Source organism: Acinetobacter bereziniae LMG 1003 = CIP 70.12, from assembly GCF_000368925.1.
Classification (GTDB): Bacteria; Pseudomonadota; Gammaproteobacteria; order Pseudomonadales; family Moraxellaceae; genus Acinetobacter; species Acinetobacter bereziniae.
Genome location: NZ_KB849756.1, coordinates 1,088,041 through 1,101,489 on the forward strand (window position 1 = coordinate 1,088,041; position 13,449 = coordinate 1,101,489).

Genomic DNA, 13,449 nt, shown 5'->3' on the forward strand with positions numbered 1-13,449 from the left:
GTCATTATTCTAGTATGCTTCAAATTTATGACAATTTCATAAAAAAAGCATCACGATATAAAAAAAGCACATTTTTTTGTGCTTTTCTTAGGGGCTGTGGACATTTCATAAATGACTTGCGTTGTAGGTTAAAATTGAGCAGGCAAGGCATGAAATGAAGAGAATAGCGAGACTATTTTTAAGTTTCATAACGTAGCCTGAGATAATTTTAGCCACAACCCTTCGGGACTAGTGTGTTTTTTGTCGCTTCGTCGTTACGAACTACTCATTTAGAATGACTAAATTTCGTATTTCATGCCTAGAATCGTCTAAAAAACACACCTAGTCGCAAACATAGACGAATTATCCACAGACCCTAACATCATAATTTCACTTTTTAAATATTGCAGATTAATTTGGGATACGGGTATAACGCATATATTTTAATACCAGTTTTTTTCGATAGAGCAATTTAGGATCATTGCGATTTTCTTGATAGTATTTGGGATTGGTCAAAATCACCGCTAAAAAGGCTGCTTGCTCTCGATTTAAACTTTTTGCACTTTTGGCAAAATAATAACGTGAAGCAGCTTCTACACCATAGATATGATCGCCAAACTCAACAGAATTCATATACACTTCAAGAATACGCTGCTTGGTCCACATACGCTCCATCATGGTCGTTGCAATGGCTTCCTGCCCCTTACGAATCACTGAACGGCGGTTATAGAAAAATAAATTTTTAGCCAGTTGTTGCGAAATGGTTGATCCCCCAGCGACAACTTTGTCTTTCTTTAGATTACGTTGCAAAGCATCTTCGATCCCATCCCAATCGAAACCATGATGATCTAAAAACTTGGCATCTTCAGCCGCAACAATCGCATGCTTAATGTTGTCGCTAATATCATCATAATTTCGCCATTGATGTTCAATAGGCTTGAAATCAGAAAAATAGGTCCAGCGCATAAACATTGTGGTTTCTACATCATGGGTACGCCAATACACTAAACTGGAGAAAATCCATAGCTGAATCAAAATCAAAATACTGATTATGATTAACAAAGCACGAACAATAAAAGCTTTCATCTCAGCTGTTTACTCCGAAAATGCTGACATTTCATGTTAAGCTGAATCTATCAATAAAAAGCTAAGAAATAGCATGTCGAATTATCAAGACTCATCCATCTATAACTCACCCAACACGATTGGCAAAATCACCTTATTGTTAATTGCAATCAATGTAGGCTTATTCGCCATCCAAGTTTTGTCAGGCGTTAATATTACTGACCCTACCACATTGGACGCTTTGCGTTGGGGTGCTGATTATGCACCTTTAACCTTTCTAGAGGAACCTTATCGTTTATTCAGCAGTATGTTTTTTCATTTTGGCATTTTGCATCTGTTGATGAATATGTGGGCACTGTATATTTTTGGTGATGTGGCTGAAAAAACCTTTGGGAAATTTTATTTCTTAGGGCTGTATTTATTAGCGGGGTTGATGGGAAGTCTACTCAGTGGCTACTTGGATATTCGGAATAGTTATGAATTTTTACAGCACTTTGACCAAAAACTGATTCCTCATGTATCCGCTGGAGCATCTGGGGCAGTAATGGGCTTAGGGGGTGCTTTAACCCTACTTTCTTTGTTCCCACCTACTCCAAACCAGAGATTTGTTCTGGATAAAAGATCACTCTTAACTGTGCTTGCAATCAACTTAGCGTTCGGCTTCCTTGCTTCTGGAATCAACAATGCTGCGCATATTGGAGGCATGTTAATGGGAGCTGTGATGGCTTTAGCTTGGTATGTCATGCAACGTATGAAAGCACCGATTGCTGTAAATATGATCATTGTGATTTTAGGCATCGCTGTTACATATGCGACATATCTGTATTGCCAACATTTGGTGGGTCCAATTACGCCACTTTGGCAAGAAGCAGTTTCACAAATGCGAGCGCAATTACAATTTTGATCAGCAGTGTATCTGCAAAATTTAAATCATCCCTAAAAATTAAAGTATTTCAGTCGAGGATTTATAGTCAATCTGTTGAAAAATGCATACAGCAAAATATAAGTTTTCTTGATTCATAAAATTACTGCTATGGATTATTGTTTGGCGATATAAAGCATTCAATGTCTCACTTTACATCTAAAGTTTTAATTCAAAGAAGCTCACCAAAAAGTGAGCCTCTTTATGACCATCACTTCACAATATCCATAAACTGGAATAGTCAGAATAGCGCAATGATTGCTGTTCAATCATCTTGTTTTAATTCAGTTCTCTTAAGCTCTGTAAAGGTGGAATATCTGACAAATAGCTTAAACGGTACCTTCCGATTACTGCACATAAGACCGCCATCAAAATAGGCAGAATAAACCAAATTTCCCAGTGAAATTGTAAAGGCATCTCCATACGATAACTGGCAATCGCACTAATTACTTCAGCAAAGAAACACGACACAATCCCTGCCAACAGCCCAATAAAACCTATTTCCATGCTCATCATGTTTTTTAACTGTCGTTTTGAGCTGCCGAATGAACGTAATAGCGCGACTTCTCTTTTGCGCTCATCCATCAACAAATTAATACAAGCAATCAAAAATAGAAAACCCGACAAACTGACCAAGACAGCCAATACTGTAATAATTTTCACCAAGACAGAAACCAGTTGTCTAATTTCATCAAAAATTAAAGACACATCGATAAACACTGTATTTGAAAATTGTTGGATTAAATTGATCATTTTAGCTTTGTCCGCAGGTGACACATAAAAGCTTCCTAAATAGCTTCCTGCATTTTCATCCAAAGTCTTAGGCGTAAAAATAAAGAAGAAATTTGGGCTAAAACTTTGCCATTGAACGGTACGTAAATTTACCACCTGAGCTTGCAAATTTCCTTCTGGCAAACTAAAGGTTAAACGGTCCCCTATCTTAATCCCCAACTCTTCAGCCAATTTTGCTTCAACCGAAACTTGTCCAACATCTGTCAATTTAGACTGACCAGCAACAATGATATTGTCCTGTGGATAATGATCTGCTTGAGTTAAATTTAACTCACGGCGTAATGAATTATTACTTTTTACCAACGAATCAGGAAAAGCCTGACCATTTTTAGCCAGCAAACGCCCTTTAACATTGGGATATAGTGGTGTACTTTCCCAGTGATGTTGCGCCAACTGTTGTTTAAATGCTTCAAGTTCAAATGGAGGTAAACCATAAATAAATTGATTTGGAGTACCTTCAGGCAACTGTTGCTGCCAACGCTCCAATAAATCAGTACGTAATACAGCCAATACCGTAATTAAACTCAAACCTAGTGCCAAAGCTGTGATTTGCAAAGCTGTTTGGGAAGGTGTTCGAATATAAGCAGAGAAACGACTTTTCATTGCTTTCAGCGCCTTTAAGACTGAGCAAACCATCGCATACAATAATCCAGTCAGGACAATGACTGCACCCATGATCACTGCTGTCAGCGTTAGATTCTCAGTCAATACCAAGCTAAAAATAATCAGACTGATTAAACCTGTCGCCATCATCCATAATATAGAGCCTGCTGATTTTTCCTGTTGGCGAATAACACGTATCGGAGGTGTATTGAGCAATTGCCATAAACTCGGCAGAATAAATCCAATCAGTACAATTGCACTGGTGAAAATAGCGATCGGTAATGGACCTAAAAATATCTGCCATATTGAAAATTGTAATTCTAGGTTTGGAATCATTTGCAACATGAGTTGTAGCAATGAATAACCTAAAACCAGTCCCAACAAACTTCCAATCACGATCGCAATCAAAATTACCACAGTCAATAAACTCAAGTAAGCTTGAAAAATCTGTCTTCTGGTTGCGCCCATGCAACGCATCAAGGCAATATGATCTTGATTCTGTTGCACATAACGTTGGCTGGTTAAAGCAATCGCTAAACCACAGAGTAGAATCGTTAGAATATTTGCCAATTGTAAAAACGTATCAAGATTTTCAATCGGTTTTAGTAAACGTGAGTTTCCTTCATCCGCATTACGTAGTCTTAAGTTGCTCTGGGCATCTAAAGCTTGATCCGCTGTTTGCAAGTCTTGTGGAGATGGTTCAGATGGGGTATGAATGAGTTGCGTTTCAGACGCTGGCTGCCCTATTTCTGAAGTCGTAGAATTTTTCTGCTGACCCTGTGTAAATTGCTGGGCAAAATTTTCTTTTTCTTGCGCTTTGAAAGTTTTAAATAAGGCTTGATAAGCTTCAATCGACTGTTTTTCACCCGCCATTAACAGCCGATACTCAATGCGACTGCCGATCTGGATTGCCCCAGTTTTTGCAACATCAGCTTGAGCAATAATCACTGTCGGTGAAAATGCGGAAAAACCTAATTCTTGATTAGAATCATGTTCAATGATGCCCGTGACTTTAAATTGACCATTTGCAATTTGAACTTGATCACCGATATTGAGCTTTAATAATTCTTGGGCTCGTTTACTCAGCCAAATTCCGCCATTTTGTAAGGACTGTTGTTGGCGAATCCTTAACTCACCACGTAAAGGAAATGATGTGTCAATGGCTTTGACATTGACCATCACAAATTGATCACGAGTCGACGCCATAGAACTGAACATCGTGACATGTGACTGTTTTAACTTGAGTTGTTCAGCTTTTTTCAACCATTGAGGGTCAATTGGATTGGTATCACTCAGCACCAAATCAGCAGCTTGCATTTTAGCGGCTTGTAAAGTAACTGCTTGCTTAACCTGATCGTTACTGAACTTTAAAGCCGTGGTCGCACTAATAGCTAAACTCAAAGCAATGATCAGTAAATAAATGCCTGAGCTAGCAAAACTTTGCCGAAATAAAGGTTTAAAAAGATTCAACATTTAAACAACCTCACTTCTCTGTGGGTATCGTAAATGTTCAATCAAATGACCATCTTTTAACTCATAATGACGCTGACATTGCGCTGCCAATTGTGGGTTATGTGTGACTAAAACTAAGGTTGTACCTAATGCTTGATTCAAACTAAATAATAACTGCTCAATCTCATACGCAGTATGTTCATCTAAATTACCTGTTGGTTCATCAGCAAAAATAATCTGTGGATCTGAAATAAGCGCACGTGCGATCGCAACACGTTGTTGCTCTCCGCCAGATAATACTTTGGGTGTTTGTTGACTTTGGCGTGCTAAACCGACTTTTTCCAATAAATCGAGTGCTTTTTGCTCTGCGTGTGCATAATTAAAATCAGAATGTAAACGTAAAGGTAACATGACATTTTCTAAAGCCGACAAATGCGGCAACAATTGAAAAGACTGGAAAACAAAACCAATGTACTTAAGTCGTACCAAAGCCCGTTGCTCTTCATTTAAATGTTCAATATGCTCACCACATACATTGAGTTGACCTGCACTCGCCTGATCTAAAGTTGCCAGAATACCCAATAAGGTTGACTTACCCGAACCAGAGCGCCCTGTAACTGCAACCTGTTCGCCTGCATAAATGTCGAGATTTAAATTTTCAAAAATTGTAAGCGTTTGATGAGGTAATTCTATCTTTTGTGTAAGTTGCTGTGCAGAAATTATCACTTGTGGCATGATGGGAGGAGTTAAAGCATCCTGAACCTTAGACATTGTAAAGTACCTTAAATATGCAAATCAAAACGTTGTTAAATTTGAAAATAATGAAAAGCGCTTTTCATTGTTTATTTTTTAGCATGATCTGTCTGTTGCCCGTTAGTAGTTTTGCAAAAACGATCATGATTTTAGGCGACAGCTTAAGTGCGGGCTATGGTTTAAACCCACAACAGGGTTGGGTCGCATTACTTCAGCAACGCTTAAATCAGCAATTTCCCAAACAACACCAAGTGGTAAATGCCAGTGTCAGCGGAGAAACCACCAGTGGTGCTTTAGCGCGTTTACCTAAATTATTACAAACTCATAAACCTGATGTGGTTGTGATTGAGTTGGGTGGGAATGATGGTTTACGTGGTCAACCACCACAAATGATTCAAAAAAATCTTGCTCAATTGATTCAACAAAGTCAAAAAAGCCAAGCCAAAGTAGTATTGTTGGGTATGAAGATTCCTCCCAACTACGGCGCAGCATATAGCCAAGCTTTCGAAAAAAATTACCAAACCTTAAGCCAACAGTACAAAGTAAAACTGTACCCCTTTTTTATGAATGGCATTGCAGGCAATAAAAACCTCATGCAAAAAGACTTAATCCATCCTAATGCGGTGGCACAAAAAATCTTACTTGATAATGCCTATCCTTTGATTCAAGGCGCACTTTAACACCAATACATTCCAATTAGCTTTAGGCATGGAAGCCTTTGATATAAGCTGAAGAACCACATCCTTACAAGATTAAAATAATCATAATATTCATTATATTAAATATAACATATGGTCAATTATCACAAATAAAACCTTAATCACTTCTTGCCTTTCAACTGAAATCAGGTATAACAGAATCTATCCTTTCTTTTATATGCGTTTTAAATGATGAGTAATTCTAATAATCTCAATCATCAAATGACTTCATTTAAATTTAGCCCTCAAACTGCACTTTTTACACATACCTTTACTTTGATGGCATTTTTGGCGGCTTCAAGCGCACCTACCCCCTTGTATCGTCTCTACCAACAACAGTTTCACTTTTCACCCGTTTTATTGACCTTAATTTTTGCAACTTATGCCTTTGCTTTACTCGCAACATTATTGGTAATGGGTTCTTTGTCAGATTATATTGGGCGTAAACCAGTTATTTTTACCGCTCTCTTTTTACAGATCATTTCTATGGGGTTCTTTCTGTTTGCCTCAAATATTGAAATGTTATTTATTGCTCGAGCCTTACAAGGAATCGCCACAGCTTTGGCTGCATCAACCTTTGGTGCAGCTTTATTAGATTTAAGTAAAACTCATGGTTCATTAATCAACAGTATTTCTCCTATGTTGGGTATGGCAATCGGCATGCTCATGACCTGTATTGTATTGGCGACATCAACGCATGCACTAACTTTAATTTTTGAAATATTCATTTTTATTTTCTTTTGTACCTTGTGTATTGCATATTTTAGCCCTGAGACTGCTGAAAAACGTTCCGGAGCATTTTCATCACTTAAACCGCGTCTTACTGTTCCACCACAAGCACGTAAAGCACTTTGGATTGTTAGTCCAATCAATATTTCTTTATGGATGGTCAGTGGCTTTTTCTTATCCTTAATGCCTTCCCTATTAGCCCAAGCATTTAAAGTTCAATCAGCATGGCTCAATGGTATGATGTTTATTACTTTGACCATTTCGGGTGCAATCGGAATTTTAGCCCTCCGTAGCGCAAAAACACTTAAAATCTTAACTACTGGTTCGCTAAGTATTCTATTTGGTGCAGCAATAATTCTATCTGGCATTCACTTCTCTCTTACACTCTTACTATTTATTGGTTCGGTTGTCACTGGTGTCGGATTTGGTACAGGATTTATGGGCGCAATCCGTACTGTGATGCCCTTGGCTTTACCTGAACAACGTGCTGGGTTAATGGCAACATTTTATGTTGAAAGTTATTTAGCATTTAGTATACCTGCCATTATTGCGGGATATTTTGTCAGCCATATCGGTCTTACTTTTACTGCTGATATTTATATTCTCATGATTATTTTATTAGCTTCTTTGGCTCTTATGTTTGCATTTAAACATCGAAAAAATATCATTTAGTTCAGTATTTGATTTATTCAAACAAGCTTTTCGCAAATAAGATTTAGCAATAATTTGATCCTTTAAATGAAACTGTTCATCATACCTATTACCACTTGGTTTATTTTTTGCTATAGTCAAACCATCGATACGTAAAAATTATATTTATATATTAATCAACATCTTATAAACATTTATTTCCATACATAATCTGGAAATTTTTCTAGAACATATTTACAACTTGATTCTTTCCCGTCTTTATTGACATGTCGATCAAACTCTTTCATACCAGAATTAAGCACTTGTTTACCATATTCTTCACCAAGTTGATCTTTGACACACTGTGCAGAACTAGAAATTAGTTTATTGTTATTTTTACGGTACCCACATTCGATTTGTGCTTTTAATAATATGCCATGCGCATAAACAATCTGCTCACAGTAATTTGGTGCTTTTCCACTTTTCGGCGTTAATGCACTAACTTGTGTTAAACATGAAATTAAGACCAAAAATAATATTTTTTTCATAACAACATCCTTATCAATTTGCTACATCCATTTAAAAATAAAGATCTTATCAAAGAAAAGTTACATTCGGTCATCGCTTCTAATTCCTTCATTTTCTGAATTATTCGCTACTAGAACATCAAACACAAAACCCTTTCATCTAACTTATTATATGTTCATTGCTCTTTACCAAACGCAATTAATATCTCCAAATTCGACAATATTACTTTTAGAACCAACTCATTTGAACTTAACAAATTCGTGATTATTCATGTTAAAAACCCAACAAATTATTTATTTTTTATGGATGAAATTTACACCTGATTTCCGCATAGCAAGTCAGACAATACAGACTTTAGGCTCTCTGAATAACCACTAATTAGGTATTTCCTCCTAGCTTGTACGATCAATTCCAAATAGTAAAATGCATTGGTTTACCCAATTGATCAACCATTAAAATTACATTGACCATGACTTTTGACACACATTGATTTTTAATTAATATTTCATTTATTGTATTTTTTATTATATCCATCGCTTGGATTCTTTTATTCTGGTCAATCCCAGTCAAATCAAGCTCTCCTGAAAATACTTCTACACCCGTATATTTTACCCATGATGAAACTTTTATCTCAGCAATTTTTGATCTGATATCATCTGCTGATTTTTTAAATACTGACGTTTTTGGCAAAACAGTATAACTAAAAAGAAAATCATGAACTGCCACTTCCTAACCTACAAGAACTATCAAAAACGCGAAAGCATAGCATTTTAAAAAATTTAAAAATGAGCAATTCAATCGCCATAAGTTTGTAAATGGCGACAATCATTCATTTTCCTGTGCAAATTAAAAGGCGCATTAAGCGCCTTTTAATTTTAAGTAAAATTAAGCAGGAATATCGCGAATTGACGCATTACGAATCGCTTCTTTTAAAGCTTCATAACCGTGAATTGGTGGGAATTGAGGAAACTCACGAATCACATTTTCAGGTGCATCGAATAAGAAGCCATGATCCGCCTCACCCAACATCGTCGTATCATTATAAGAGTCACCTGCTGCAATCACACGGAAGTTTAAACCATGCAAAGCTTTTACAGCTTGACGCTTTTGATCTGGCTGGCGCAATTTATAAGCTGTAATCATGCCATTTTCATCAGTTTCTAATTTATGGCAGAAAATTGTTGGCCAACCTAATTGCTGCATCAACGGATGTGCAAACTCATAAAACGTGTCTGAAAGAATGATCAATTGGAAATGTGTACGAATCCACTCAACAAATTCTTTTGCACCCGGAAATGGCCCCATATCTGCGATCACAGCTTGAATGTCATTTAAACCTAAACCATGTTGCTTCAAGATGTTTAAACGCTGAGTCATCAACACATCGTAGTCAGGAATATCACGCGTTGTTGCTTCTAATTCTTTGATCCCTGTTTTCTTTGCAAAATTGATCCAGATTTCTGGAACCAATACACCCTCAAGATCAAGACATACGATTTCCATGGGTTCTCCCAATGTCGGTTAAAAATTTTGGGCTTATCATAGCACTAAAGTTTAAAAATAATGCTGAAAGTTTTTTAAACTCAATTCATTTTGAATAGTCATAGATCATCGTACCAGCACAATTCATCCTTAGTACAACAACTGCATGTAGAGACTCTCTCAGCTTTAACTGTTATTGTTACACTTATAAAAACGGGAACAAAAGCACCGCATCATTGAGTCATGTAAAAATTAATTTAGGCAAACAACACTATGAAAAAAATAGCACCGTTTCTCTTGAGTAGCATATGTACTTACGTATATGCGAATGATAGTTTTCTGGGCTATACAAATTGTAGTGCTTTAGATCTCGCCCATGCTCAAGTCAGTCTCTCATTAAAAGATATTCCAAAGGATTATATATATCGCACACAGCACTACTCCTTTCTCAGTCTACCTATAGCAAAAGGCAATGAAAATTACTGTCTAATTATCAATGATAAAAATCAGGTCATTGTTGACGCTATTCCTAAAATGCTTTCAAACACTTGCGGTGGAATGTGGGATAAGAAAGAAAGCACACCTGTTTGGGTTGATGATATTGCTGGGGGTAGAGGTTTAGTCACATATTTTCATTACAACACCTCAAATACTTTGAAAAATCTCAATAAAAACAACATATCCAATATAGAACAACAAATTACAACACTACAATGCCAACTTTCCTCCTATAACATTGATGATGTGGTTGAACTCAATGATGCTGCTTTCTATTTAAATCAATTGGGTCATCCTAAAGTATCTTTAGAAATTTTGAAAAAGGTTATACAGCTCGATCCAAATCGGACAGTCGCTTATCTAAATTTAGCTGATGCTTATTTGGCTTTAAAAAATCAAAGCCAAGCTCGGTCAAATTATTTGATTTATGCCAATAAAATGAAAAAATCTGGATTATCTGATCAGATTCCTAAAAGAATATTCAAATACTTATAAAATAAGACTGTGAAACAGCTTAACAAGGCACTGATTAATAAAAACCTTGCTGTAGAATGAGATAGCGAATCATTGATCAATGATAGCATGTGTTGGTGAGAGCATTATGCTGCTTTTATCCATATCCGATTAAGTATCTTTGGTATTTTACCCTTCAGATAAATCCATCGATTAAATCTTTTTTATTCATAAGTATTTTAATTAATCTGCTAAGCACGATATTTCATTTACTTTAAAATATCTGCACATCTCAAAGATAACATTCACACAAAGTTGAATTGCTTTAATTTTTGCTAAAATGCTTAAATTAAAATATCTTTTAAGAATGTTGATGAACAACATAGCTTCAAGCTAACTGCCAGGAGCAGATATGACCGCCATTCCCACCATAGATCTTGTTGACGCGCTAGCAACAGAGTATGCAGACAAATCCCCTTCTGAAATTTTAGAACTTGCACTTTCTCAAGAGGGTGAAATCGCAATTTCATTTTCTGGCGCAGAAGATGTTGTTCTGATTGATATGGCACATAATTTAGGCAAGCCATTTCGTGTATTTAGTTTAGATACTGGACGCTTGTATCCTGAAACTTATCAGTTTATCGATACTGTGCGTAAGCACTACGGTATTAAAATTGAGATTTGCTTTCCTGAATCAGAAGCTGTTCAGCAATTGGTCAATGAAAAAGGCTTATTCAGTTTTTACCAAGACGATCATAAAGAATGCTGTGGTATCCGAAAAGTACAGCCTTTACGTAAAAAACTGGCAACTTTAGATGGTTGGATTACAGGTCAACGTAAAGATCAAAGCCCAGGAACACGTACAGAGATTCCTGTCATTCAAGCTGATGCAGGTTTTTCAGGTGAAGGAAAACAGCTGATCAAATACAATCCTTTGGCGAACTGGTCCAGTGCAGATGTATGGAACTATATCCGCATGATGGAAATTCCTTATAATCCTTTACATGAAAAAGGTTTTATATCAATCGGTTGTGAGCCATGTACTCGCCCAGTGCTTCCAAATCAGCATGAACGTGAAGGTCGTTGGTGGTGGGAAGAAGCAACGCATAAAGAATGCGGTTTACATGCGGGTAACTTAAAAAAATAATGGTAAAAAAAAAGTCATTAAATTTAATGACTTTTTGTAAACTTTACATTCATCGAAATGCTTGGATTTTATCCCTGAAAAAGTTTTATACTATTTACTCGGTTCTATAATTCTAACAATCTAACACTCATAAATGAGTTGTTGTAGAAATTGCAGTGAGGCAATCCAAGACCATGCGCCCATTACACCCCATTGATTTCATTTTTTTAAATTTAGAAAAAAGACAACAACCGATGCATGTTGGTGGATTGTTCTTATTCCAAATACCTGAACATGCACCATCGACGTTTATACAAGACCTTGTCGCTGATATTCGCAATTCAAAGTCTATTCCGGTTCCACCATTTAACAATCGTCTCAATGGCTTATTTTGGGACGAAGATGAAGAATTTGATATCGACCACCATTTCCGTCATATCGCCTTACCTCATCCCGGGCGTATCCGTGAATTATTGGTTTATATTTCACAAGAACATAGCGCACTGATTGATCGTGCAAAACCGCTTTGGACCTGTCATATCATTGAAGGGATCGAAGGCAATCGTTTTGCCATGTACTTTAAGATCCACCATGCAATGATTGACGGTGTAGCAGGTATGCGTCTTTTAGAAAAGTCTTTCTCTAAAGATGAGCATTCCAAAACCATTGTTCCCCCTTGGTGTGTTGAAGGCAAACGTGCCAAACGTCTTAAAGAAACCAAACTTGGACGAGTCAAAAAAGTTTTTGCCGCGTTAAAGGGGCAAGTCGAAGCAGCACCAAAAGTAACTCAGGAATTATTTCAAACAGTCTTTAAAGAAATGGGGAAAAATCCTGATTATGTTTCAAGCTTTCAAGCCCCGAGCAGTTTATTTAATCAACGAGTAAGCTCTTCGCGTCGTTTTGCAGCCCAATCTTTTGAACTAGATCGTTTTAGAAATATTTCCAAAGCACTGGGTGTAACCATCAATGATGTCGTACTCGCAGTTTGCTCTGGCGCAATCCGTGATTATTTAATTACTCAAGACGCACTTCCTAAGAAACCGCTCATTGCGATGGTGCCTGCTTCTCTTCGTGATGATGATTCAGATATGAGTAATCGTATCACCATGATTTTAGCGAATTTAGGCACGCATAAAGAAGATCCATTAGAACGTTTAGACATCATTCGACGTAGTGTGCAAAATGCAAAGAATCGCTTTAAACGTATGAGTTCAGACCAAATTCTGAACTATAGTGCTTTTGTTTTTGGTGCTGCGGGAATCAACATTGCATCAGGGCTTATGCCTAAGCGTCAGGCGTTTAATGTGATTATTTCTAACGTACCCGGTCCAAGAGAACCACTATATTGGAATGGTGCTAAACTGGATGCCCTCTACCCAGCATCAATTGTGCTAGATGGTCAGGCATTAAATATTACTATGACCAGTTATCTAGATAAGTTGGAAGTGGGTTTAACTGGCTGCCGTAAATCTTTACCAAAGTTGCAAAATCTACTGACACATTTAGAGAATGAGATTCAAAAATTTGAACAGCTGATTACTCAGAAAAATATCACGCAAAAAGCTGCTGAAAAGGCAGTTGAAAAAAACGAAGATACACAAGTCTATGCACAAGATCTGATTGTTGAGTCCAACACAGTAGAAAAGCCTGCTTAGGCTTTTCTACTCAATCTTCTATTTAGATTTATTTTTTTGTTCTTAGATTCAATTCACGAAAATTTAATGCTAAAAAAATTAAGG

Annotated in this window: 12 protein-coding genes; 6 read left to right on the forward strand and 6 right to left on the reverse strand. The window is 36.8% G+C overall.

The window, feature by feature from the left end; translation table 11 throughout:
* Nucleotides 1–390: 390 nt before the first annotated feature.
* The gene (gene mtgA, locus F938_RS14995) at nucleotides 391–1,065 is read right to left on the reverse strand and encodes a monofunctional biosynthetic peptidoglycan transglycosylase (protein ID WP_005033033.1); all 675 of its coding nucleotides are present in this window, start codon (nucleotides 1,063–1,065) and stop codon (nucleotides 391–393) included.
* A 73-nt stretch (nucleotides 1,066–1,138) separates the two neighbouring features.
* Between mtgA and F938_RS15000 the strand changes: the two genes are divergently transcribed.
* Complete coding sequence (locus F938_RS15000) at nucleotides 1,139–1,948, forward strand: rhomboid family intramembrane serine protease (protein WP_005033035.1); 810 nt, start codon at nucleotides 1,139–1,141, stop codon at nucleotides 1,946–1,948.
* Nucleotides 1,949–2,245: 297 nt separating this feature from the next.
* On the opposite strand, the gene F938_RS15005 is transcribed toward F938_RS15000, so the two are convergent.
* Together F938_RS15005 and F938_RS15010 are read right to left on the reverse strand one after the other, a co-directional pair.
* Nucleotides 2,246–4,834 (reverse strand): ABC transporter permease, encoded by a 2,589-nt coding sequence (locus F938_RS15005; protein ID WP_005033037.1) that lies wholly within the window; start codon nucleotides 4,832–4,834, stop codon nucleotides 2,246–2,248.
* A complete protein-coding gene (locus tag F938_RS15010; RefSeq protein WP_005033039.1) occupies nucleotides 4,835–5,584 on the reverse strand; it encodes an ABC transporter ATP-binding protein in 750 nt (249 codons plus the stop codon).
* A gap of 50 nt (nucleotides 5,585–5,634) precedes the next feature.
* Between F938_RS15010 and F938_RS15015 the strand changes: the two genes are divergently transcribed.
* Both F938_RS15015 and F938_RS15020 read left to right on the forward strand, forming a co-directional pair.
* Nucleotides 5,635–6,246, forward strand: a complete 612-nt coding sequence (locus tag F938_RS15015; protein WP_042066420.1) for an arylesterase — start codon at nucleotides 5,635–5,637, stop codon at nucleotides 6,244–6,246.
* A 207-nt stretch (nucleotides 6,247–6,453) separates the two neighbouring features.
* On the forward strand, nucleotides 6,454–7,665 hold the full coding sequence (locus F938_RS15020) for an MFS transporter (protein WP_005033043.1): 1,212 nt from the start codon (nucleotides 6,454–6,456) through the stop codon (nucleotides 7,663–7,665).
* Between the two features lie 173 nt (nucleotides 7,666–7,838).
* On the opposite strand, the gene F938_RS15025 is transcribed toward F938_RS15020, so the two are convergent.
* From F938_RS15025 to thrH, 3 genes are all read right to left on the reverse strand, one after another.
* Nucleotides 7,839–8,171: a hypothetical protein gene (locus F938_RS15025; protein WP_005033044.1), complete on the reverse strand. Its 333-nt coding sequence runs from the start codon at nucleotides 8,169–8,171 to the stop codon at nucleotides 7,839–7,841.
* A gap of 385 nt (nucleotides 8,172–8,556) precedes the next feature.
* Nucleotides 8,557–8,877, reverse strand: a complete 321-nt coding sequence (locus tag F938_RS15030; protein ID WP_005033046.1) for a hypothetical protein — start codon at nucleotides 8,875–8,877, stop codon at nucleotides 8,557–8,559.
* Between the two features lie 159 nt (nucleotides 8,878–9,036).
* On the reverse strand, nucleotides 9,037–9,654 hold the full coding sequence (gene thrH / locus F938_RS15035) for a bifunctional phosphoserine phosphatase/homoserine phosphotransferase ThrH (RefSeq protein ID WP_004829504.1): 618 nt from the start codon (nucleotides 9,652–9,654) through the stop codon (nucleotides 9,037–9,039).
* Nucleotides 9,655–9,906: 252 nt separating this feature from the next.
* Between thrH and F938_RS15040 the strand changes: the two genes are divergently transcribed.
* The 3 genes from F938_RS15040 (at nucleotide 9,907) to F938_RS15050 (ending at nucleotide 13,365) form a co-directional block, all read left to right on the forward strand.
* Nucleotides 9,907–10,626: a tetratricopeptide repeat protein gene (locus F938_RS15040; protein WP_005033048.1), complete on the forward strand. Its 720-nt coding sequence runs from the start codon at nucleotides 9,907–9,909 to the stop codon at nucleotides 10,624–10,626.
* Nucleotides 10,627–10,996: 370 nt separating this feature from the next.
* On the forward strand, nucleotides 10,997–11,731 hold the full coding sequence (locus F938_RS15045; protein WP_005033049.1) for a phosphoadenylyl-sulfate reductase: 735 nt from the start codon (nucleotides 10,997–10,999) through the stop codon (nucleotides 11,729–11,731).
* Nucleotides 11,732–11,904: 173 nt separating this feature from the next.
* Entirely contained in the window at nucleotides 11,905–13,365 is a 1,461-nt protein-coding gene (locus tag F938_RS15050; RefSeq protein ID WP_005033050.1) for a WS/DGAT/MGAT family O-acyltransferase, read from the forward strand.
* Nucleotides 13,366–13,449 lie beyond the last annotated feature (84 nt).

Bases quoted from the DNA above. Each gene is read 5' to 3' on its own strand.
- mtgA (WP_005033033.1), bottom strand. From the start codon at position 1,065: ATGAAAGCTTTTATTGTTCGTGCTTTGTTAATCATAATCAGTATTTTG.
- F938_RS15000 (WP_005033035.1), top strand. From the start codon at position 1,139: ATGTCGAATTATCAAGACTCATCCATCTATAACTCACCCAACACGATT.
- F938_RS15005 (WP_005033037.1), bottom strand. From the start codon at position 4,834: ATGTTGAATCTTTTTAAACCTTTATTTCGGCAAAGTTTTGCTAGCTCA.
- F938_RS15010 (WP_005033039.1), bottom strand. From the start codon at position 5,584: ATGTCTAAGGTTCAGGATGCTTTAACTCCTCCCATCATGCCACAAGTG.
- F938_RS15015 (WP_042066420.1), top strand. From the start codon at position 5,635: ATGAAAAGCGCTTTTCATTGTTTATTTTTTAGCATGATCTGTCTGTTG.
- F938_RS15020 (WP_005033043.1), top strand. From the start codon at position 6,454: ATGATGAGTAATTCTAATAATCTCAATCATCAAATGACTTCATTTAAA.
- F938_RS15025 (WP_005033044.1), bottom strand. From the start codon at position 8,171: ATGAAAAAAATATTATTTTTGGTCTTAATTTCATGTTTAACACAAGTT.
- thrH (WP_004829504.1), bottom strand. From the start codon at position 9,654: ATGGAAATCGTATGTCTTGATCTTGAGGGTGTATTGGTTCCAGAAATC.
- F938_RS15040 (WP_005033048.1), top strand. From the start codon at position 9,907: ATGAAAAAAATAGCACCGTTTCTCTTGAGTAGCATATGTACTTACGTA.
- F938_RS15045 (WP_005033049.1), top strand. From the start codon at position 10,997: ATGACCGCCATTCCCACCATAGATCTTGTTGACGCGCTAGCAACAGAG.
- F938_RS15050 (WP_005033050.1), top strand. From the start codon at position 11,905: ATGCGCCCATTACACCCCATTGATTTCATTTTTTTAAATTTAGAAAAA.